General features: G+C 31.9%; 9 protein-coding genes. 8 read left to right on the top strand and 1 reads right to left on the bottom strand.

The genetic code is table 11. The features are described from left to right. The first annotated feature begins 6 nt into the window (after nt 1-6). Nucleotides 7-1,932, top strand: a complete 1,926-nt coding sequence (locus tag DG508_RS06635; RefSeq protein WP_108867388.1) for an OmpA family protein — start codon at nt 7-9, stop codon at nt 1,930-1,932. A 323-nt stretch (nt 1,933-2,255) separates the two neighbouring features. Further along, nucleotides 2,256-4,334: a T9SS type B sorting domain-containing protein gene (locus DG508_RS06630; protein ID WP_234418192.1), complete on the top strand. Its 2,079-nt coding sequence runs from the start codon at nt 2,256-2,258 to the stop codon at nt 4,332-4,334. Between the two features lie 82 nt (nt 4,335-4,416). Here the strand turns inward: DG508_RS06630 and DG508_RS06625 are convergent, their stop codons facing one another. Continuing rightward, the gene (locus tag DG508_RS06625) at nt 4,417-5,211 is read right to left on the bottom strand and encodes an FAD-binding oxidoreductase (protein WP_108867386.1); all 795 of its coding nucleotides are present in this window, start codon (nt 5,209-5,211) and stop codon (nt 4,417-4,419) included. A 457-nt stretch (nt 5,212-5,668) separates the two neighbouring features. On the opposite strand from DG508_RS06625, the gene DG508_RS06620 reads away from it, so the two are divergent. The 6 genes from DG508_RS06620 to DG508_RS06595 all read left to right on the top strand — a co-directional run bounded on the left by DG508_RS06620 (nt 5,669) and on the right by DG508_RS06595 (nt 24,764). Beyond that, complete coding sequence (locus tag DG508_RS06620) at nt 5,669-6,991, top strand: DUF1028 domain-containing protein (protein ID WP_108867385.1); 1,323 nt, start codon at nt 5,669-5,671, stop codon at nt 6,989-6,991. Between the two features lie 1,367 nt (nt 6,992-8,358). After that, nucleotides 8,359-9,264 (top strand): chlorinating enzyme, encoded by a 906-nt coding sequence (locus DG508_RS06615; RefSeq protein WP_108867384.1) that lies wholly within the window; start codon nt 8,359-8,361, stop codon nt 9,262-9,264. Nucleotides 9,265-9,290: 26 nt separating this feature from the next. Next, nucleotides 9,291-10,001, top strand: a complete 711-nt coding sequence (locus DG508_RS06610) for a thioesterase II family protein (RefSeq protein WP_108867383.1) — start codon at nt 9,291-9,293, stop codon at nt 9,999-10,001. A 32-nt stretch (nt 10,002-10,033) separates the two neighbouring features. Further along, nucleotides 10,034-11,764 carry an acyltransferase domain-containing protein gene (locus tag DG508_RS06605; protein ID WP_108867382.1) on the top strand — a complete coding sequence of 577 codons (1,731 nt, stop codon included), beginning with the start codon at nt 10,034-10,036 and terminating at the stop codon, nt 11,762-11,764. A 237-nt stretch (nt 11,765-12,001) separates the two neighbouring features. Continuing rightward, nucleotides 12,002-21,004: a hybrid non-ribosomal peptide synthetase/type I polyketide synthase gene (locus DG508_RS06600; protein WP_108867381.1), complete on the top strand. Its 9,003-nt coding sequence runs from the start codon at nt 12,002-12,004 to the stop codon at nt 21,002-21,004. 616 nt (nt 21,005-21,620) lie between these two features. Then, nucleotides 21,621-24,764: a non-ribosomal peptide synthetase gene (locus tag DG508_RS06595; RefSeq protein WP_108867380.1), complete on the top strand. Its 3,144-nt coding sequence runs from the start codon at nt 21,621-21,623 to the stop codon at nt 24,762-24,764. Nucleotides 24,765-24,821 lie beyond the last annotated feature (57 nt).

The raw sequence follows: 24,821 nt of genomic DNA, 5'->3' as shown, positions 1-24,821 counted from the left end.
ATAAAAATGAAAAAAATTACATACATATTGTTTATTTTATCAATAACGATAGGATATGGGCAACGAAAATATGCCGCAGACAAGTATTTTAAAGAATTTGCGTATAAAAAATCATCAAAAATATATAAAGCGATTCATGATAAAGGAGATAACTCTTATTTAACTTTAAGTAGGTTATCAGATTCGTATTATTATAATAATGAATATGAAGAAGCAGAAAAATATTATAGAAAATTAATAGGGGAATATGAAAAAATAGCGATTCCTGATCATATTTTTAGGTATGCTCAAACATTGAAAACTAATGAAAAAATAGAAGAATCTAACAGATGGTTGTTAAAGTTAAAAGATAAAGGATATAATACTAGTGCTATAGCATTAGAAAATAATAGAGATTATTTTACAGAATATTCTAACAAACCTCAAATTTATTTTAATCTTCATAATCTATCAAGTAATACCGAATATTCTGACTTTGGAGGATTTGTTAAAAATGGAGAATTTTATTTTTCATCAACACGTCCAAAAACTGGAACAAAAGGAAAGTTATATCAATGGAACCGTCAACCTTATTTAAATATCTATAAAGCAAAGGAATCGATTATAGAAAAAAGTACGAGAGATATAGCAGATATAACATTATTAGAAGACGTATCATCTAAATATCATGAATCAAACTTTGTAATTACAAAAGATGGAAACACAGCCTATTTTACTAGAGATAATTATGATGGTAAAAAACTACATGGAGATGATCATAGAATATCTCATTTAAAATTATTTAAAGCAGAAAAAAAAGATAATAAATGGGTAAATATACAAGAATTACCATTTAATAATGATGCGTATTCATGTGGTCATCCAACCTTAAGTACTGACGAAAAAAATCTATACTTTGTATCTGATATGCCTGGAGGTTATGGGAACACAGATATTTATCGTGTCTCTATTTCAGGTAATAGCTATGGTAAACCAGAAAACTTAGGAAAAACTATTAATACAGGAGGAAAAGAAATGTTTCCTTTTATAAGCGAAAATGGAAATCTATTTTTTGCTTCTAATGGACATTTAGGTTTAGGAGGATTAGATGTTTTTGAATCTAAACTGGAAAACAATACGTATGGTAAGCCAATAAATATAGGAACTCCAATAAATAGTACTTATGATGACTTTTCATTTATTATAAATGAAGAAGACAAGTATGGCTTTTTCTCTTCTAATAGAAAAGAAGGAAAAGGAGATGATGATATTTATAGTTTTATTGTAAAACCAGAATGTAAAGAAAGTATAAAAATAGTTGTTACAGATTCTATAACAAAAGCTCCGCTAGGTGGTGTTGATATACTATTTACAGGAGATGAAAAATCATTAGAGGAACAAGTTATAAAAGAAGATGGAACTTACCTTTTTACAGATAACGAATGTGATAAAGAGTACACTTTTGTAGCATCAAAAAAGAACTATAGAGAAGCAACAAAATCCATTAAAACTTTAGGTGTTAACAACAAAGAAGTAGTACAAAATATCGAATTGGTTCCTTTAATAGTAGAAGACGAAATAGTAATCAGACCTATTTATTTTGATTTTGATAAACATAATATCCGTAAAGATTCAGAGCAGGAATTAGAACATATAGTAACGGTAATGAATAATTATCCTGATATGGTTATCAAAATAGAATCACATACAGATAGTAGAGGAAGTGCTGATTATAATAAGCATTTATCAACAATGAGAGCAGAATCTGTAAGAGATTATATAATATCCAGAGGAATAGCTTCTAACAGAATAGAGAGTGCTATGGGTTATGGAGAAGATAAGTTGCTAGATGCTTGTGAAAATTGCACAGAAGAACAACACCAAAAAAATAGAAGATCTAGTTTTTACATAGTAAAAGGAAGAAAAGAGAATAACAGCAGAAGGTCAAATTAATTAATTCAGAAAAGTGTAAAATGTATACGATTAAAAACCCCAGGTTATACAATATAGCCAATTTTGGTTTTATAGTATTACATATACGCTGAAAACGTATCGAGTCATTATAGAAATACATGTCTCGATACGTTTTACTCTCATTAATTCATTAATCATATTGATTTTAATGGTATTAATCAATCCCAAGTTCGAGTTTGGCAATACCCTATTATGTACTGTAAATACTTTACGGAATTAAAATAATAGTCATGATATAATGGGAAGTAGTAACTAATACTGATTTTTAGAATATAAAAATGACAACTTTATTAAAAATAAAAATGAAATTCAAAACACTCATTTTTTTTGCTTTTATTCACACCACTTTTTTTGCTCAATTTATTAATACACCTGGAGGGGTAAGTTGTGATGATTTAAAACCTATTTGTTGGGATCCACAGGGGCGTTATACATTTGAAAACGTTTCGGATGTAACAAATGAGGGTACTGGAAAACAAGTAGCTTGCTTAGATACAGATCCTAGGCCTTCTTGGTTCTATTTTAAAATAGCAAAGGGGGGAGATGTAAAGTTTCGGATTAGTCAATGGGCAGATTTAGTGCCCAATAATAGGTTAGACCCTTTTGTAGAACCTGGCTTAGATGTAGACTTTGTGGTATGGGGACCTTTTAACTCTAAAAGTGTAAGGTGTAATGATTTTTCTGATCATTGTTCACCTAAATATAGTACGTCTTTGGATTCTGGATGTCCCACTAATACTACATTTACTAATGCAAGAGATTTTTATGCTACTATTAACACTACTAATGTAAAGGATTGTAGTTATAGTATTGCTGCTATTGAAGAAATGCATCTAAATAACGTAAAGTCAGGTGATTATTATGTTTTGTTAGTAACAAATTACTCTAATATAGGTTTAAATGGATTAGTTCAAATAGAGCAAATAAATTTGGATGAATCAGAAGCAGGAACTACAGATTGCTCAATTGTTGATATTGTGCATGTTTTGGGTGATGATTCAGAAGTTTGTGATGTTACAACTTTAAATGCAAATCCAAATCAAGACCAGCAATATGTACATTATTTTTGGGAAATAGATACAGGAAGTGGATTTGTTGAAATACCAAATACAAATGGAGAACGTATTATTACTGTAAATGAAACAGCAAACTATAGAGTTTCGGTAACAGATCTTGTAGGAGATATACACCAGGATGAAGTGGAAATTACTGTTAAACAAAGGGTTGTTCCTTTGTTTAATGCAATAGTTCCTATTTCTTTTGGAGATACATTATCTGAATTACCTACCACTTCTATAAATGGTATTACGGGATCATGGTCTCCAATATTAAGCAACTTAATAACTAAAGAGTACACATTTATACCAGATTCAGATCAATGTGGCACACCTACTAATATTACTGTAGTAGTTGCACCATTTATTCTTGATAGTGTTTTGGGGGGTGATTTAAACCTTTGCGGCGTTACAAATACAACTTTAAATGCAAATCCAAATGAAAGCCCACTCTATGGAAATTATTTTTGGGAAATAGATACAGGCAATGGATTTGTTGAGATATCAAATACAGGAGGAAAACGTATTATCACTGTAAATGAAACAGGAGCTTATAGGGTTACAGTAACAGATAGTATAGGCAATATACATCGAGATGAAATAGCAATTATCTTTAACGAAGAAATTGTGCCTTTGTTTAATAAAATTGATCCAATTTGTTCTGGCGATGAGTTATCAGAATTACCTACAACTTCTTTAAATGGTATTACAGGATCATGGTCACCAGAGTTAACTAACTTAAAAACCGAAGAATATATATTTACACCAGATGCACATCTGTGTGCCACAAATGTAAAGATGACTATTGGAGTGATATCAATAAATAAATTGGATATAGAAGCAAGTATTATTGATAATAATTACGGCAATGATTATAGAATCAAAGTAACCGTAAAAAATAATAATGAAAGATTTAAAGAATTTGAATACAGTTTGGATAATAGAAATTGGCAGGAAAGCAATGTTTTTGACAACGTAAAAGAATGTTTTCAAACGGTATATGTGCGTGATGTTTCTGGGTGTAATGATACAGGAGTACATACAACTTCAGTTTTGGATTATCCTAAGTTTTTTACACCTAATGGAGATGCTATTAATGATAGATGGAATATTCATTGTCTAAAAAATAATACTTCAGCAGTAATATATATCTTTAATAGATATGGTGCTCTGTTGAAGCAAATAAGACCTTCTTATGATTCATGGGATGGAACGTATAGAAATAGAAATATGCCATCTAACGATTATTGGTTTAAAGTTGAATATTTAGATAAAAATGATGGTGTTGTTAAAACATTTTCTTCACATTTTACTTTAAAGCGATAAGTTAATGTTGTTAGATTAGGAGGTAACAAAAAAAGAGGCAAAACAGAACCATAGTTTCACCCTTAAGTTTTTTTTCAATTCTTTAGGGTGAATCATTAGAATTAGTTCTTTCAAAGCTTTCAAAAAAAATACGTTCATTAGGAACATCAATTGCCTTAAGAGTTTTTTTCGTGTTCTCAATCATTGTTTCTGGGCCACAGATGTAGTATTCTGCATTTTTTGCATAAAGAGGAAATTCATTTATAAACCACTTGACAAGTTTAGTATCTATGCGACCTTTTCGGAAAATTTGCTCTTTTGAAGGTTTCCATAAATCATTCCAATTACTGTTAGGGTGACTCAAGGTATATTCAAGAATAAATCTATCTCCATATTTTTCTATAAGTTTGTCCAATTCTTTTTTAAATAATATTGAATTCTCTGTTCTATTTCCATAAATCATATAGACATAGCTACATTCTTCAGTTAATAAAACTGTTTTTAAAATTGAAAAAATTGGTGTGATACCACTTCCCGCTGAAAACAAATAATAAGTTTTAGAATTCTCTTTTTTAACATCAACAAAGAAACGTCCATCAGGAGGCATAACATTAATAAAATCACCAACTTTAATAGTGTTGTTTATATGATTTGAAACCAATTCATTCTTTACCAGTTTTAGGCTAATTCGCAATGATTTTTCTATAACAGGAGAACTACATAATGAATAAGAACGACGGATCTCTTTACCATTTAAGTTGAATTTTAAGGTTAAATATTGTCCAGGCTTATAATTGAATGTTTCGTGTAATTCATAAGGAACATCAAAAGAAACAGAAACGCAATCTTGGGTTTCTTTTTTTACTTCTAAAACTTTTAATTGATAGAATTTATTCATTTGTCATATATTCTTAATCATTTGAAGCCACAATTGTGTGATTGAAGATATTACAAGCGAGATAATCGTTGTTTTCTTTGTAATACAAAACTTTGACTTTCAAAATTATTTCGCAAATATCCAAGTAACTGATATGCTTTCCTTTGATTTATGTCAAAAAGTATTGAGATTATGCTAGTTTCTATATAAACTATCCTTTTTCCGTTTAAAAATAATCATACAGTCTTTTGATGGTAGTATTTCTTTTGATAACATAAAATCGTTTTTATTATTCATACGTTTTATTAGATTCAAAAGCAGTATTGTTTCTTTTTGATAATCAAAAGGTAACGAAGTTGTGGTTTAACAAGAAGTTTGCTCTTTTTAACAGAACGCTATCGTAAGGTGGTCAGTATTTTCAATTATTTTGTGGATATCTAATCTACAAATTATACTAACATCTTAAAACTAACTCATTATGAAATTTTTTAGTAATTGTTTTTTCTTATTGTATTTGATTTTATGCTTGCCAATTACGCTTGAAGCACAACACACTTTTTCTATTGTAGCAGTAGATCCAGAAACAGGCGAAATCGGAAGTGCAGGAGCCACTTGTATTAATTCCGAAGATGGGGCAAGAGATGTGAGTGATATTGTATTAGGAGTAGGAGCAATTAATACACAAGCATTTTGGATACCTGCAAATCAGCAAGCCGCTACAAAACGTATGGAGGCAGGTGATTCTCCAGAGCAAATTATACAATGGCTTGTTCAAAATGGAGAAGTTCCAGATAGTGCACAATACATTATTGCTGATTTAAACGGAGGGGCACCTAGAACAGCAGGATATACAGGAGACAAAGTATTTGATAAAAAGTTACATATTGCTGGATCCAATTATGCTATAGCAGGAAATATACTACTATCTAAAGATGTTATTTTGGATATGGAAAAAGCATTTTTGCAAACAGAAGGTACATTAGCAGATAAGCTAATGGCTGCTTTACAAGGGGCTAAAAGACCAGGTGCTGACTCTCGATGCTTACAAGATGGTGTGAGTTCAGGTTCTGCGTATTTGCGAGTTGCTAAGCCATCAGATACTGATAATAGCTATGGAAAACTTTCTCTAGATCTAAATGTATGGATTACTACTGATATTTTTGAACCTATCGACGCTTTACAAAAGGAATATGATAATTCAACTCAATGTACAGAGGTGACCCTAAAACTGAAAACGGATAATTATCCTGAAGAAACTTCTTGGGAAATTCAGGATAAAAATAAAAAAGTAGTAGCCTCAGGGGGACCCTATAATAAAGAATTGATTACAATTAAGAAGTGTTTGCCATTTGGTGATTATACCTTTATTATTAAAGATACATATGGAGATGGAATTTGCTGTCGATACGGAAGAGGAAATTACAGATTAACATCTGGAGAAAGAGTACTTGCTTCTGGAGGAAGTTTTAGATACTCAGAAAAGACTGCCTTTAGCTTGCAAAATTTGAAAAAAACAAAATTTAAAAAAGAGGAAGTAATCGTAGCTGTAGGAGAAAAAGATCAAGTTACAATATACCCGAATCCAGCGACTAATATAGTTACTATTAAATCAAATGGAAACCCTATTTTCTCATATGAAATCCGAGATGCTTATGGAAAACTTATCGAAAAAAGAGAAAACAAAAGAAAATCAGCTACTTCTGTTTATCTGGATGTTGTAAACTATAATTCAGGAGTTTATTTTGTAACAATTTATGATGAGTTTCAAAAAATACATGTAGATCGATTGATAGTAAGATAATCAGAAAAAATTAATAGATTAAGAAGCGATATTTTATTAGCAAAATATCGCTTTTTTGTAAAAAAAACTTACATTCAAATGAATCTGATATTGTATCATTTTATAAGTTTTTGATCTGAGACAGTCACTAGTTTAACAATGTTTCTCTATATTATTAGGATAGTATCTTTTAAATCCTAATTGAAGATAATCAAAGTTCAAATTTAGAGGTGATTAAACCCCAGAAAAAGGGGTGAATACCCCTTTGAATTTTGATTAGTAATCAAGTACATTTGAATTCTCAAAATAAAATAATAAAAATAAACAATGTGTTTTTACATAATTATTATTTTATATGATGGTACTATATATAATTCAGAAGAAAAAAGAAAAGATTCAAGACCAGTATCTAAGTCAATTAATTCTGAGTATAAAACTATAATATCAGTCAATACACAAGAAGAAACCTAGAACGAATTAGATCAAAAACAGAATTTCTTAAGATATAGATTATGACCCATCTTCTAATCCTTTAAGAAGGTGTTTTACACCAAGAAGAAGTATCAAGATAGGTAGTTATTATTGATCGTTCATGTCAAAGAAACTGTTGAGCGAATAGTAAGTGTCATTGATAGCTAGGAGGAAGAAAAAGAAATGGAGGAGGAGAAGCTAATATTGGATTAAGAATTTGATATAATTCTAAAATAAAATGATCGTTTTTCTATCATAATAATTGAAAATTATTGACTTTAAAATAAAATCCAGTAAGTTAACAAAAAGTTAATTGCATTAGTTTTTTGTTAATTATTGATGTGAAATACAAATGTGTATGGTAATACGTTACTTTTTTAAAGTATTGTTTATTAGTTGATTACGGTTTATTGTGCTTTGTTATGAATAAAAACAGCAAAACAATTGCGGATAAAGCGTATTGTGAAAAGATTGATAATAAGTATATTCGTTTATAACTTATAGTATCCATCATCAAGATAGACTATTCTATCTTATTTCATTAAATTTTTTAGATTTTTAAAAGAAGTGTGACACGAAGAGGCGAAGCTATGTCCAAATGCGAAATATAGTAAGTAACTACTATTTCTCACTAGTTTAATTAGTTCCTACGCCTATTACATATGTATTATTAATGGCTATATAATTCCTCAAAACAATAATCGGTTTATAATTTTCCAATATCAAAACCTATACTACCATTTTAATTTCTATAAACACGATTTTAAAGTTAAAATGATGTGAGAACCCAAAACTCTTTTATCCTGTATAAATACTAAATCTACATGTATTATAATAATATCTAAAACACTGTTTTTGAGAGGAATCCTTTACTACACCTATCGGTATATAACCAATAAACTTAATTCATACAAATCATGAAAAATTCATTAACACCAGAAGAAAAAAAGCAATTTTTTGAACAAGGATTTATAGGTCCTATAAAAGTTTACGAACCAGAAGAAGCAAAGAATATTCTGAAACAGATTAGAATTAAAGGTGCTGATCATTCAAAAATGTTACACAAAAACACACTCAATTATGACAGACATTTTGATATAGAAGAATTAACTAATCATATCTGTAGAGAAGAAATAGTGGAGAGATTGGCAAGTATTATGGGGGATGATATTAACCTATGGAGGGTAGAGATGTTTCCTAAATATCCAGGAAGTAAGGGTACAGAGTGGCATCAAGTACAAGATTATAGCTATGCAACAGGAAAACCCCAGTTAATTCCAACGGCTACAGAAGAGGGAATTCCTTTTGATTTAACTGTTTGGACTACTTTTACAGATGCTACCAAAGAAAATGGATGTTTGAAAATGATGCCAGGTTCTCATAACAAAATGTTTTTTGATGAGAAGAAAAATATAAGCACAGGTAGAGAAGAAGCATATACAGCCGTAGAGTCTGATACGAGTTTTTATGGATATAATTTCTCAGATTTTAAAGTAGATTCTAACTGGGAACCAGATGAATCTAAAGCTGCTGTTCTAGAAATGAAACCAGGAGAATGTGTAATTTTTTCTGCAAGATGTATGCATGCTTCTTTTCCTAATACTTCAGAACGTTCTACTAGATTTGCCGTTGCTTGCAGATATGTACAAGGGCAGGTACAAGTATATCCAAATACATCAACTTTTAGAGCACATGGAGCTGATTTTGATTTAAAAGATTGGGGATGTGTTAAGGTTAGTGGTACAGATACATATGGGCATAACAAATTTAGAACTAAAAATAATTTGGGACAGCCTTTTCCAGTACTATCATATTCTAGTTAATCAAGTTTATATCATATCAGTTTATTATGAAAATAATATGTATACATTATGGTGGAGGTAATAAATTTAGCTTTGCCAAATTAGAAGAACATATAGACAGTACATTAGTAATGGAGTCTATAGAATTACCAGGTCATGGAAAAAGGATCAAAGAGAATTTATTGACAGATCTTAATGAAATGGCAGTAGATATATATCATCAAATTAAAAATATAACAGATGACGAGCCCTATATCCTTTATGGGCATAGCCTTGGGGGGATGTTATGTTTTTTAGTTTCTCGATTACTTCAAAAAAAAGAAGATCAGTTGCCTTTACATATGATTATATCTAGTTGTAAAGCTCCTAGGTATAATCATGTTAGAAAGGTTACTTGCCATACATTAAGTGATGAAGATTTCAAAGAAGAGTTAAGAGTATTAGGCGGATTTCCTAAACGAGCTATCGAGAATAAAGAAATTTTGGATTTCTTTTTACCGATACTTAGGGCAGATTTTAAAGCGATAGAAACTTATGAATATAAGCAGGATAAAGCTTTAGATATTCCGATTACTGTTTTAGCAGGATTAGACGAAGACGTTTCCAAGGAGCAACTTATTGGTTGGCAAGAAGAAACAAAATACCCGTTTAGGTTTCAGCAGTTTGAAGGAGGTCACTTTTTTATTTTAGATAAATTTCAAGAAATAGGTAGCATTATAAATAAAGCAGCTCATACAGCTAAATCTCTTATGAATTAAGTTGCAATTCTCTGAAAAATAAACTCAAAACAATGACAAAAAAACAAATTTTACTTCCCTATAGGAATATTAGCGATTTGTCAATAGTAGCAAAACAATTGAAGTCATTTATTGAACAACAACAAAGATTCTCAATAAACCAATTGTCACATCAGTCATTAGGTATCACTAGAAAGCACAAATCCTATATAATCCTTGCTATAGCCAATAAAGAAGAGTTGATAGAAAAACTAAAAGCTGTAGAAAAAGGATTATATAGGTCAGTAGCTATTTTTCGTACAAAAGAGCATTTTCAAGGAAAAGCAGCTTTTCTTTTTACTGGTGGAGGGGCGCAATATGCCAAGATGGGAAAAGAATTATACCAAACAGAGCCTGTTTTTAAGGATGCTATTGATGAGTGTGCTATAATAGCAATGAAGTATCTAAAAAAAGATATACGACAGGTATTGTTTGCAGGAAAAACAACTAAACTTGGCAAATTAATTCATCGTATTGATTATATGCAAATGACTCTATTTGCGTATGAATACGCAATGTATAAAATATGGCAATCCAAAGGAATAAAACCCAAAGCAGTGATTGGGCATAGTATCGGTGAGATAACAGCCTCGTGTGTAGCGGGAGTTTTTTCTTTGGAAGATGCGATAAAATTAACATGCAAAAGTGGTGAGTTTGTAGAGACATTGACCAAAAAAGGACAGATGGTAGCCGTACAGGCAAGTGAGTTAGAAGTAGTGCCTTTTTTGCAAGGATATAAAAAAACAGTAGGAATTGCAGTAATAAATAGTGCAATACAAACAGTAATTTCTGGTGCGCCTGAGAGCCTTAAGGAAATCATGAAAAGACTTGAAGAAAAAGGGTATGAAGCCAAGAAGCTTAGAATATCTCATGCCTTTCACTCTCCATTAATGTTGCCCGCTTTAAAAAGTTATACAGAAGTTCTAGCATCCATTCAAAAAAATGAACCTAAAATAAAACTAGTAAGTTGTATTTCAGGAAAAGTTGCTGGAAAAGAAGTTTGTAAGTCTCAATATTGGATAGAACATTTATTAGGATCTGTAAAATTTCTATCCGCTTGGCAACAACTAAAACAGCTAGATATAGATACCCTGATAGAAGTAGGCCCTAATCCTATTTTATTAGGAATTATTGAACAATATGGAGATCATGAGTTTTTGTCTCTGGCATCAGCAACAGATGATCAACCTTTGATGATATATGATAGTTTTACAAAATGGCAATTAGAAAAAGGAATATTTACAGATAGTAAACGCTCTTCAGAAAATACATTTAAAAAAGATACAGCAATTCAATGTTTTTTTGAAGACATTACCAAATTACTTTCTGAGAGAAAGAATACGAATATTGAAAATGTAAACGATCAAAAAGAACTTCAAAATGTTTTACATGTAATTCAAGAACAGGTAGGTGATATCTTGAAGATAGAAGATCAAAACCAGATTGATATAAAAAAACCTCTTAAGGATATGGGCATGAATTCTTTAGAAGCACTTAAGCTAGTCAAAAAGCTATCTTTGATATTTGCGATAAATATTGCAATTGCTGTAATATTTGATCATCCTACAATAGAAAGTTTATCAGAGTTTGTTACTCAAAAATTATCACCAAAAAAAGAGAACTCATTATCTTATTTGCCAGAGTCTAACAAAGAAGCATTAGAAGCTTACAAAAAAGAAATTGCGGATATGAATATTGCGCAATTAGAAAATGAATTAGACAAAGAATTAGCTTTCTTAGAGTGAAAGTGAAGTGGTATTGCAATGCAGCAATTCAGATGTCTGTTTTATTATTCCCCCCCCCACTAATAAGAAACCCTCGTATTTAGTTAAAACCGCTTTATGTAATAGATTTTCTAATATATAAAACGGGTTAAAAAACAGTAGTGATCTATAGTGTCGTAGCAGAGAAATAGCTACAGGCTACCTATTTGTTGAATAACATATTGTAATAGTAAAAATTACAAACACAAAATTATACCCATGGATACGTATAAAGAAAAATTGAAGCAAGCTCTGATTGCTATCAAGACCCTAAAAAATAAAGTACAACAAAAAGAAGAAAAAGAACCCATAGCTATTATTGGTATGGGGTGTCGTTTTCCTGGAGGTGTTATTGATATCAATAGTTACTGTAAGCTTCTAGAAGAAGAAAAAGATGCAATTATAGAAGTTCCTAGTAATCGTTGGAAATTAGAAGACTGGTTTTCTGATCAGAAATCTGTAGAAGGAAAAATGTACTCAAAATGGGGTGGTTTTTTACCAGATATCGATCTTTTTGATGCAGAGTTTTTTGGGATTTCCCCTAGAGAAGCAATATATACAGATCCGCAGCAAAGAATTTTTTTAGAAACTGCATGGGAAGCATTAGAGCAAGCAGGATATACTAAAAAAGAGTTACAAGATAGTAATACTGGGGTTTATCTTGGGGTATATGCAAATGATTACCATACCAAAGTGATGAAAAATGCATCCCATGTGGGGGCTCACTCTTTTGTAAGCTCTTTAGGGAGTGCTATATCGGGTAGATTATCCTATTGGTTAGGACTTAAAGGCCCTAATATGGTCATAGATACAGCCTGTTCATCCTCGTTGGTTGCAATTCATACAGCTGTAAAATCATTGCAAAATAAAGAATGTAAAATCGCAATAGCAGGAGGAGTAAACATAATATTAAATCCAGAAAACACGGTAGGCCTAAGCAAAATAGAAGGGCTTTCTCCAACAGGTAGGTGCCAAACATTTTCTGCAAAAGCAGATGGTTTTGTACGAAGTGAAGGAGCTGGTGCCCTAGTCTTAAAACCATTGAGCCAAGCACAACATGATGGGGATACAATAGTAGGAGTCATCAAAGGAAGTGCTGTTAATCAGGATGGTCAAAGTCAAGGGTTTACAGCACCTAGCGGAAATGCTCAAAGAGAAGTAATCTATAAAGCTCTTGCAGATGCAGGGCTATCACCAGATGATATAGATTATATAGAAACACATGGTACAGGAACTGTGTTGGGTGATGCAATCGAACTCGATTCTATAGTAAATGTTTTTGGTAATCGTGATAAAGCATCATCATTATATGTAGGAAGTGTAAAAACCAATATAGGGCATACAGAATCTGCAGCAGGAGTGGCAGGAGTTATAAAAACAATCTTATGTCTTAATAGGCAATCTTTGTATAGAACGCTACATCTAGATACACTCAATACTCATGTTGATTGGGATAGTAGTGCTATAAAAGTTGTAGAGAATACAATTCCTTGGAAAAAAGAAAAAAACAAAACCAGAAGAGCAGGAATAAGTTCGTTTGGGATAAGTGGAACAAATTCTCATATTATTATTGAAGAACCTCCTCAAAATGATAAGGAGCAAATAAAAACTGAAAAGACAGAAGTAGGATTGTATCACATTCCTTTTTCAGCAGATAAGAAAGAAGCACTTATCCAACAGAAAAAAAGATTATATGAATACTTACAAATACATGTAGATATCGAACTCCAAGATATAGCTCATACATTATCGTGTAGAAAAGATCACTTTATGTATAGATCAATTCTTCAAGTTGGTACTATAGAAGAATTAAAATCTACTCTAAAATATCAGGTAGAACAAAAAGAAGAGTTTTTTGTAGATGAGGCTATAGACATTAATAATCCTGTATTTCTATTTACAGGTCTAGGTTCTCAATTTTCAGAAATGGGGAAAACAATTTACAACACAGAGCCAGTGTTTAGAGAAACTTTTGATCTCTGTTGTTCATTAGCTGTTCCTTATTTAGAAAAAGAATTGAAAGAGGTTGTATTCAACAAGAAATATGAATCTCTTTTGAAAGAACTAGATTATATGCAACCAGCACTATTTGCATTTCAATTTGCGATGAGTGCTTTATGGCAATCATGGGGAGTAACACCCAAGTACCTTTTGGGGCATAGTTTGGGCGAGATTGTAGCCGCTTGTGTAGCCAATGTCTTTACGCTAGAAGATGGTGTCAAGTTGGTTTGCCATAGAGGTCGATTAATGCAAAAGCACTCAGAAAAAGGAAGCATGCTTTCTGTAAAATTATCGCCAGATGAGGTAAAAAAGTTATTTAATAAAAATGAACCATCTATCTCTATAGGAGTTGTTAATGGCAAAAAACAGACTGTATTATCGGGCAAAACAGATGAAATCCTTAGAGTAAAAAAGTGGTGCGATGACAAAGAAATTAAATCGAAATTACTAAATATCTCTAGAGCCTGTCATTCTTCATTAATGGATCCAGTTTTAGATGAGTTCAGAGAAGTTCTTGATACGATTACTTTTTTCAAACCAACGTATTCTATCCTAAGTAATCTTACAGGTGAAATAACAGGAGGTGATATTGCTTCTTCAGCATATTGGGTAGACCATTTACGGCAAACCGTTCAGTTCTCAAAATGTGTACATACGATAGAAAAATTAGGAGCTAACACATTTATAGAAATGGGCCCCAAACCTATTGTATTAGGAATTATAGGTCAAGAGATTGACTCGAAAGAAAACAATTTATGGCTTCCCTCTAGTAGAGAAGAAGATGGGGATACAGTATATAAAAGTTTAGCAAAATGGTACACCAATAGAGGAGAAGTAGACTGGAACTCTTTGTATGAGAAAGGAAAACATGTGTATTTACCCACATACCCTTTTCAAAGATCATCCTATTGGTATTCAGAACAACAAACAGCAGATTCAGCATTAATAGAGAGTAAGAAGACTTTATTAGGAAACTATTTTGAAGGAGCAAATCATTGGATATATCAAAATCATATTGATTTTGAAAAGTTTCCGTTTTTGATCACTGTACAAAATAGAACGACCAATATTGCATCAGAATCTCTTATTTTAGAAATACTTCAGGAGTTTATGTGTCACCAAAAGCTACAAAAAAACACGATTGTAGAACAACTCCAGATACACCATCCATTACTTTTTCAGAATAAAAAAGGTCAAATACAATTGATCGTTAGAAAAACAGATCAAGCCTACTCCTTTTTATTTTACAGTAAAAAGACAAATGAATCTGATTGGGTCGAAAACGCCTCAGGAACATTAATTATGTCTGAAAAAAAGAGCGATGTAGTGAATATAGAAAACTTGCAAACATCTTTTGATCAACCATATGATATCAATGAGTACAATAGCTCTTTACAACGATTAAAAGATGTACCAGATACACTGCTGAAAGTTGAGAAATTATGGATAGATGAACACCATGTTTTGGCACAGATACAACTTTCTGAAACAGTAGATTTTTACAGTCAATCATTTCAAATACATCCTATAATACTCAAAGAAACATTTCACCTTATTTCTATATTAATGGAAGATCAGGGAGAATTGGATCAGTTTCCAGTTTTTTCTATAGGAACTTTTGAAACGTACAAAGAAGTTTGTGAAAAAGAAATCTGGATTAAAATTCGAAAAATTGCCAAGACTACAGATGCAAAAGAAATGTTTGCAGTAGATATTCGTAATCACAAAGGAGTAGGGCTTGTGAGTATGGGAGCGGTAGAAAAAGAATCTTTTTCATTAAAAAATTATAGTGATGCAATTGAGGTAGATTGGCGTTATAATTTAGATTGGAAACCAATAGATCTTGCTACTTATCAAGAAAGAACAATAAATAAGTTATTAATTTTTGGAGATCCTTCTGCCCATACCAAGTTGATTAATGAGCTTTCTAAAAAAGGAAATTCTATTTTTTATGCCACTCAATTAGAAGACGTAGAAGAGATAGTACAAGAAATGTCTATAGACACTGTTTTAGTATTGTGGAAACCTTCAATCAATAAAGAACCCGTAGGAGTTATTAAAGAGCAAATGCCAGAAGCTGTGGCTATGCTACAACAATATATCTCTTGGACAAAATCAAAAGCCTTTCCTCTTTTGAAAAATATTTACTGGATTACGCAAAATACCCAGCCCTTTACTAGCCATACAATAGATTTGGCAAAAGCAACTATATGGGGTGAAGCAACGGTATTTACAAACGAACGCCCAGATATCCCACTTGTTCTTATGGATATTTCAGAACAAGAGGATAATAATAAGATGATTAGTCAAGTAATTTCTAAAGATTTACTAGAAAAAGAACTAATTATAAAAGACCAACAAGTTTTTGGTAAACGTCTCACTAAAAGAAAAGATAAAAATAAAAAAGAGCATTTTATAGCTACCGCAGCATGTACTGTTATGATTACTGGTGGATGTAAAGGGATAGGATTACTTACAGCCGAATGGTTTGTCAAAAAACATACTATAAAGCATCTGATTCTATTAGGTAGAAGTACCCCCGATTCTTATGCAAAAGAAAAAATAGAAGCGCTTAGACAATTAGGAACAATGGTAACAATAGCAATAGCAGATGTTACAGATCAAGTTGCACTCTCAGAGGTAATAGAAGAAATTCCAGAAGAGTTTCCTCTCAAAGGGATCGTGCATTCTGCGGGAGTTACCAGAGCAAAAACAGTAGAGAATCAAATAATAGAAGAAGTTCTTTCTGATATGGCGCCAAAGATACAAGGAGCATGGTATCTTCATGAGTTGACAAAAGGGATGGATTTAGACTTCTTTATTTGTTACTCTTCTGCGGCATCTGTAATGGATGTGCTAGGAGTAGGGCAAGGAAGTTATGTTGCAGCAAATACCTTTTTAGATCATTTTGCCTACTATAGAAATCAACAGCACCTACCAACCTATAGTATCAATTGGTCTCCTTGGGAGTCAACAGGAATGGCGAAGAGTTTAACAGAGAAAGAAAAGAAAAGATTAAAAGCCTTAGGATTTATTAATATTCATAAAAATGAAGGTATAAAAATACTGGAGGAAATAGGTAACAGTGAAGCAGGGCAATATCCTGTTTTAAAATTTGATCCAACTTTGTTATTAAAATATTATGACGGAATCGAAATTTCATCAGTATACAAAGAACTAACAGATGCGCAACAATCAAAAACAGACAAATTAAATGATGTAAACCTCCTTGATACCATTCGAGGTAAAAAACCAAAAGCACAAAAACAACTGATAAAAGAAGTGATAAAAGATAATATCGCAAGAATTCTTTCTTTAGCTTCAAAAGATGTTGTCGATACCAGAAAGAGTCTTTTTAAACAAGGTTTAGATTCTTTAATGATGGTTGAGTTAAAAAATCGAATTACAAAACAATTAGCTATTAATCTCTCTTTATCAGAGGTGTTGAATATCCCTAATATAGAAGAACTGACAACTGTTATCGTAGAAAATTATTTAGGAATAGAAGAGCAAGAAATAATTTCTGATGATGTTGTGATAGATGATAAGGTAACTGTAACAAAAGTACCATTGTCATCAATGCAAGAAAGATTATGGTTTATATATAAGCTTACAGGAATCAACCAATTACATAATATCTATTTTGAACTTTTTTATAATGGAAATCTATGTTTGACAACTTTAGCAGAAACTATTCAGTATCTCGTAGATAGACATGAAGCCTTGCGCTCTGTCATAAAAGAAAATAAAAAGGGGGCTGCTTTTGTAGAAGTAAAGAGCAAATCAGGTTACCAGATTCCGTTTAATGATTTTTCGGAGTATAGTGAGAAAGAGAAGACAAAAGCAGCAGAAAAACTTAGAAAAAAGCGTATGAAATATTCATTTGATTTTTCTGAGGAAACAATGCATTTTGAAGTGGTTAAGCTAGAAGAAGATGTGTACAAGCTTATGGTTACACAGCATCATTTATTTTCTGATGGGTGGTCGATAATCGTACTTCTCAAAGAAATCATAAAGGTATACGATGCTTTACAGGCAAAAAGGACTCCTCAATTAGGTAAAGTCATTAGAAATTATGAAGAATTAGTAGTAACCGAAAAAAGTAAAATTAAATCAGGAGATTTTGATACAGATCTAGCATATTGGAGAGAATACCTTTCAGATGCTCCGTTATTAAAACTTCCAACCGATTATTCATATCCAGAAAAAAGGGGGTATCAAGGAGGCAATATAGAGCTCCTTTTGTCTAAGCCTCTTTCTAAGAAGATTGATACATTTATAAAAAAAGAAGGGGTTACGCTAAATACCATACTTTTTGGAGCGTATACATTAATGCTTCATTATTTTTCGAATCAAGATGATTTTGTTATTGGTTCAGGAATGGCAAATCGTAATGAAGAAGGGTTTGAAAATGTATTAGGATATTTTGCCAATACTATCGCCATTCGTTGCAAAATTAAGTCAGAAGAAACACTACTAGCGTTTTTAGAACGTCAACGCGCCTCTATATTTAATTGCCTTCCTTATCATGAAGTACCTTTTAATTTGGTAGTCAAAGAAGTGCTAAAAAGTAGATCAAAAGACAATACTATAGACAACCCGTTGTGCAATGTTTCTTTTGTCGTAAATAGCTTTGATCTTTCAGAGTTGTATGCGGTAAAATCTGATTGGTTATTTAAGGGATTAAATTTAGGAATAGAAGGAATTGCAACAGATGATCTTAATATGATCATGATGCGTAGCAAAAATGATATACAAGGTATTATTAATTATAATTCTGAAATATTTGATAAAAAAACAATAGAGCACTTAATTTCTTTATATAAAAGTATTGTTACTGCTATTGTAACAGATCCATATCAAACTATTAATTCAATTTGTCTAGTAGACAAACAACATATAGAAGGGGCTTTAAAAAGCAACAATAATCCTTCTGTAAAATATCCTAAGAAAAAAACATTGATAGCGCTTTTTAGAGAACAACAAGCAAAAACACCAAATGCTATTGCTGTTACCTATAAAGATCAAGTTTTGACTTATAAAGAGCTACAAAAAAAATCGTTACAAGTAGCTAATTATTTAGTAACAAAAGAAAATATACAATCAGGAGATACTGTTGCTATACTAGCACAACGAGGTGTTGATATGATAGTGAGTATTTTGGGAGTGTTACAATGTGGAGCTACCTATGTGCCATTACATACAGAATATCCGGTGAGTAGATTGCAGTATATTATAGAAGACTCTAATGTAAAAACGATCCTCTGTACAGATGAAAAACTAATCCTCGAAAAACAACTATCTTCTTATCCTTATTTTTTGATAGAAGAAACACAATCTTTTCAAGACACCCCATTAGATAGTAGTAGTACTCCATCTTCTATCGCATATATTATGTATACTTCGGGTACAACAGGAACTCCCAAAGGAGTTCGGGTTAGTCATCAAAACATAATGAAGCTAGTACATGACACGGGGGCAATACAAGTTTTACCAGAAGATCATGTGCTACAATGGTCAAATTTTGCATTTGATGGGTCTACCTATGAAATTTTCAGCACATTGCTTACAGGAGCAAGATTAGTCATGATAACAGAAGAAGACGCTCCAAATGTAATTCGGTTAGCAGATGAGATCAAAAAGAAGGAAATTACAGTATGTTTTGTTACAACCGCATTATTTAATGCATTAATAGATTATGATACACAAAGCTTATCAGGAATACGCAAAATCCTTTTCGGAGGAGAACTAGTATCTGTTCCCCATGTAAAAAAGGCTTTTGATACTCTAGGAAAAGGTAAAATTGTACATGTATACGGGCCTACAGAAACGGTGGTCTATGCAACAAGTTATGAGGTAAATAAAGTAGAAAAAGATAGTGTGCCTATTGGTAAACCATTAGATAATACTACGGTTTATATCTTTAATAAAGGAATGCAATTATGCCCAACAGGAGTAATAGGAGAATTGTACATAGGAGGAGATGGAGTAGCCAACGGATATTTAAATAAACCTGAATTAACAACAGAGCGTTTCGTATCAAATCCATTTGACACCCATAAAAATGCTACGTTATATAAAACAGGAGACATGGTTCGGTGGTTGCCAGGAGGAGATATTGAATTTATAGGCAGAAAAGACGATCAGGTAAAAATAAGAGGGTATCGAATTGAGCTGGGAGAAATAGAAACCACTTTTAAGAAATCTTCATATATCAAACAAGCTTTGGTAGTAGCGCAAGAAGACCCAGGAGGCTCAAAAAGATTAGTAAGCTATATAATTCCTGATAAAGGATATACAAAAGAATTACTCATTCAAGAATTACAGTTACAGCTACCTGATTATATGATTCCGCCTTTTATTATTTCTTTAGAATCATATCCATTAACCCCTAATGGGAAGATAAATAAAAGAGAACTTCCTGATCCGTTAGCAGTAGATGAGAAATTAACATCTGATAAGAATACTACAGCAATTATAGTTAATGAAACAACAGTAGAAAAGGTATTAGAAATTTGGAAAAAAGTATTAAATATCGATACCATCTCTATAGAAGATGACTTTTTTGAATTAGGAGGCCACTCGCTATTAGGAACTCAGATTATAGCAGAGATCAAAGAAGTTTTTGATATCGAAATTAGCCTTGGTGATTTATTCTCAGAAGGAACAGTAAAGAATCTAGTGGCACTAATTGAAGCCGCTACAGCTGGCGAAACTACTGAAGAAAAAACGATAGAAGGAACACTTTTAGAAATTTGGAAAAAAGTATTAAATATTGATACCATTTCTATAGAAGATGACTTTTTCGAATTAGGAGGTCATTCGCTGTTAGGAACTCAGATTATAGCAGAGATCAAAGAAAGCTTGGGAGTAGAAGTAAGTTTAGGTGACCTATTTTCTACAGGTACAGTAACCAATCTGGTAGCAGTTATTCAATCACAACTTTCTAGTACCAAAAAGAACACGACTATATTAAAAATAGCAGAAATCTGGAAGAAGGTATTAAATGTAGATACTATTTCTGAAGACGATGATTTTTTTGAGCTAGGAGGACATTCCTTACTAGGAACTCAGATCATTGCTGAAATAAAAGAAACTCTGGGGGTTGAGATTAGCCTTGGCGATTTATTCTCGGCAAGTACTGTAAAAAATATAGCTACGCTGGTAGACGCTAGGTTATCTCAAGAACAAAGTGCCATAGATACACTGCAAGTTTTATAAGAGCTATTTAGCAAAAATTGCAAGGTGTAATAGGTTTTATAATGCATAAATCGAGCTTTAATTAGAAGCAGAAAAAGTAGATCAAGGTCAAAAGTTGTGTGTGAATTAAGAATAGAATCTTGGTAAAAAATCAATAATTATGACTTGTTAAGCCCAAAATACGTTCCGATTGGTCAAAAAGACGCTCCATTTAACAAAAAAGACCAAACTTTTAACCTCCTGAGTTAAAAATTCAACTTTATAGGTTGAAATTTCAACTCAGCTTGTTGAAATTTCAAGGATAAGACCTGAAAATTTAACCGACAAAGCTAAACACTTCGTCAAAAAGACGCGTCAGAAGGTCTTTTGAGTTAAATAGAACACCCAATAGACCCGTTGATGAGACAGTATTGTTAAAATTTGGTTGATGACTGATAACCGTTTAGCCTGAGAGGCCTATAATTCGTCTTTGGAGAAAATAATACGATTATAATTTTTTATAGAGTAATCAGAATAGTTACCTAAACACAACAATTCAAAAGAATAAAATACAATAACAATAACACCAGTTATACTTTGAATTTTCTTTTACGGTAAATTCAAAGTGTAAATGGTATAAGACAATAAAAAGAGAATTATGTCAGAAGTACAGCAATCCTTATTTCCACTATCATATTCTCAAGAGAGCCTTTGGTTACTTGATAAAACAGAAGGAAGTACACACTACCAAATCCCTTATGTATATAACATACAAGGAAAAATAGATGTACAAAATCTTGAAGACTCATTAAAAAATCTTGTAGAAAAATACACATCCTTAAGAACAGTTTTTGATCAGCAAGAAAATGGAGACGTATATCAATCTCTTTTACCTTCTCATGATTGGAACATGTTCTATAGTGATGCGTATAAAGAAGATACTAAACTGGTAGCATACATTGATACATTAAAAGTTTCGTCTTTTGATCTTGCCAATGATTATATGCTTAAAGCATACCTTTTTAAACTAGATACAGCACAGTACAAATTATTGTTAGTGATGCACCATATAGCTTTTGATGGTTGGTCTAATTCTATTCTTATCAACGAATTAAATGCATTTTACAACCAGAAAAGAACAACAGAAGAACGTGCGTTTGAAAAAATAGAATATACATATATAGAATATGCTGCTCACCAAAGGAGTGCAGCATATCAAAAAAGCATACAAACAAAATTAGATTATTGGAAAGAGCAATTGAAAGATAGTACACCTTTACAATTTCCATTAGATTTTTCTCGTAATATCTCTCAAGGACATACAGGTAAGAATTATGTGACCACATTAGGGGTTGATCTTAGCAATCAAATAAAAAGTTTTGCAAGAACAAAACGGGCAACACCCTATATGCTACTACTAAGCATTTTTAAAGTGTTGTTGTATAAGTACACAGGTAAAACCGATATAGTAATAGGGTGTCCAACAGCAAATAGAAAGGATATTCAAACACAGAAATTGATCGGTTACTTTGTGAATTCTATTGCATTACGAACTCATATCTCTGGAGACATCGTATTCAAAGAATTATTAGATCAGGTAAAAAATACGATAATTAGAGGGTATGAGCATCAAGAAGTACCTTTTGATGAAGTGATTAGAACCTTAGGAATAAAGAAAGTACTAGGAGAAACTCCTTTATTTCAGATACTCTTCATCATGCAAAACAATCAAGAAGCTCCAGCTATTAAACTTGATAATGCTATTGTTACAGAAGAACCATTTGAATATAAAATGGCAAAATATGATATCACATTTAGCATTACCGAAAAGCAAGGAGATTTTGAAGTGTATGTAGAATATCGTGATTCCCTGTTTAAGCCAGAAACCATAGAACGGCTAGTCAATCATTTTAGAAACCTCATTCTAGAAATTATAAAAGATGGGGATATCAAAGTTTCAGCTATCAAAATGATAACAGAAAAAGAAAAGAATCAAATGCTAGATACTTGCCGTACTACATCAATTGAGCGCCCTATAGAAAAGAATACGGTACTTGATATGTTTAAAAAGCAGGTCAAGAATCAACCAAATGAAACTGCAATTCTTGTTAAGGATACAACAATGAGTTATGTAGAATTAGATAAAAAATCAGATGAGGTTGCCCATTTTTTAATAAGTAAAGGGGTTGAAAGTAAAGATATAATAGGAGTATGTGTTAAAAGGTCGTTTGAAATAGCAATAACTATTTTAGGGATTTGGAAAGCAGGAGCGATATACGTGCCTCTAGATGAGAAATACCCAGAAGAAAGAACACGTTATATTATAGAAAATTCTAAAACAAAATATCTTATTTGTTCAGATAAGAATGCAGACAACCATATCGATTTTGGGATAGAAAGTATATTGTTTAGCTCTATAGCAAAAGAACCTCAAAAAGAAGTATCAATAGATCGGTCAATTACCAGAGATATGTTGGCATATATCATTTACACGTCTGGATCAACGGGTAAACCTAAAGGAGTAATGATCTCGCACGATAATTTACAAGCCTTTTTAAACTGGAGCTCAGCTGAGTTTGCAAAAGACCAACACCAAATAGTATATGCAACAACATCTATCTGTTTTGATTTATCCATTTTTGAATTTTTCTACTCATTAACTAGTGGGAAAAAAATACGAATCTTAGAAGATGGATTATCAATCCCCAAGTATCTGTTGCAAGACAAAAATATATTAATCAATACCGTTCCAAGTGTGATTAACCATTTACAGAATAACAAGGTAATTTTTGAGAATGTAACAGAGATTAACATGGCAGGAGAACCTATTCCAGAACAAGTAATGAAAAGATTGGATTGGGATGCGTATAAAGTAAGAAACCTATACGGGCCATCAGAAGATACTACGTATAGTACTTGTTGGTTGATGAATACTAGCAGAACATCATATATAGGAAAACCAATAGCGAATACCAAAGCATATGTGCTAGATAATGACCTTAACCTCGTTCCCGAAGGGATTATAGGAGAATTATACCTAAGCGGAAAAGGAGTGAGCGCAGGATATTTTGCCAATGAACGATTAACTCAAAAAAAGTTTTTAGACAATCCTTTTGAAAAAGATGGATCAAAGCTATACAAAACAGGAGATATGGTACGATGGTTACCAGAAGGAGTTTTAGCGTATATAGGTAGAAAAGATACCCAAGTAAAAATTAGAGGATATCGGATAGAACTTGGCGAAATAGAAACAATAATTAATAAGGTATCATTTGTAGAAAAATGTGTGGTAGCTGTAAAAAAAGGAGAGGATAATGAGCAATTTATGGTTGCTTATGTAGTGATCAGAAATATAGAAGATTGGTATAAAAAAGTAAAAAGCCATTTAGAGAATAAAATACCAGGATATATGGTTCCTGCACATATTATCAAGTTAGACAATCTACCTTTGACTCCAAACGGAAAAATAGATAAAAAAGCGCTTCCTGAGGTCAAAGAACAGCTTTTTGAAACCATTGATTATGTCGCACCAACAAACGTATTAGAAAAAGAATTGGTTGCCATATGTAAGAAAGTGTTACATCAAAATAAAATTGGAATTCACGATAATTTTTTTGATTTGGGAGCACATTCCATGATGTTAGCAAAATTGGCCTTTTTGATACGTACGCAATATACAATTTCTATAGAAGTACATCTTCTATTTGAACTTTCAACGGTAGCAAAATTGGCTAAATACATAACCATACTTAAACAAGGTCAACAAAATGAAGAAGAGTATGAAGTAGTTGATCTCTTTTAATCTAAATATGCATTAGAGCTTTCTTATCAAGTAGTAGATTTTAATGCATAATCAGAG

The sequence above is a fragment of the Aquimarina aquimarini genome (assembly GCF_900299535.1).
Taxonomy (GTDB): Bacteria; Bacteroidota; Bacteroidia; order Flavobacteriales; family Flavobacteriaceae; genus Aquimarina; species Aquimarina aquimarini.
Note: the sequence above shows the minus strand (reverse complement) of the source record. Positions and strands in the feature narration are given on the sequence as shown.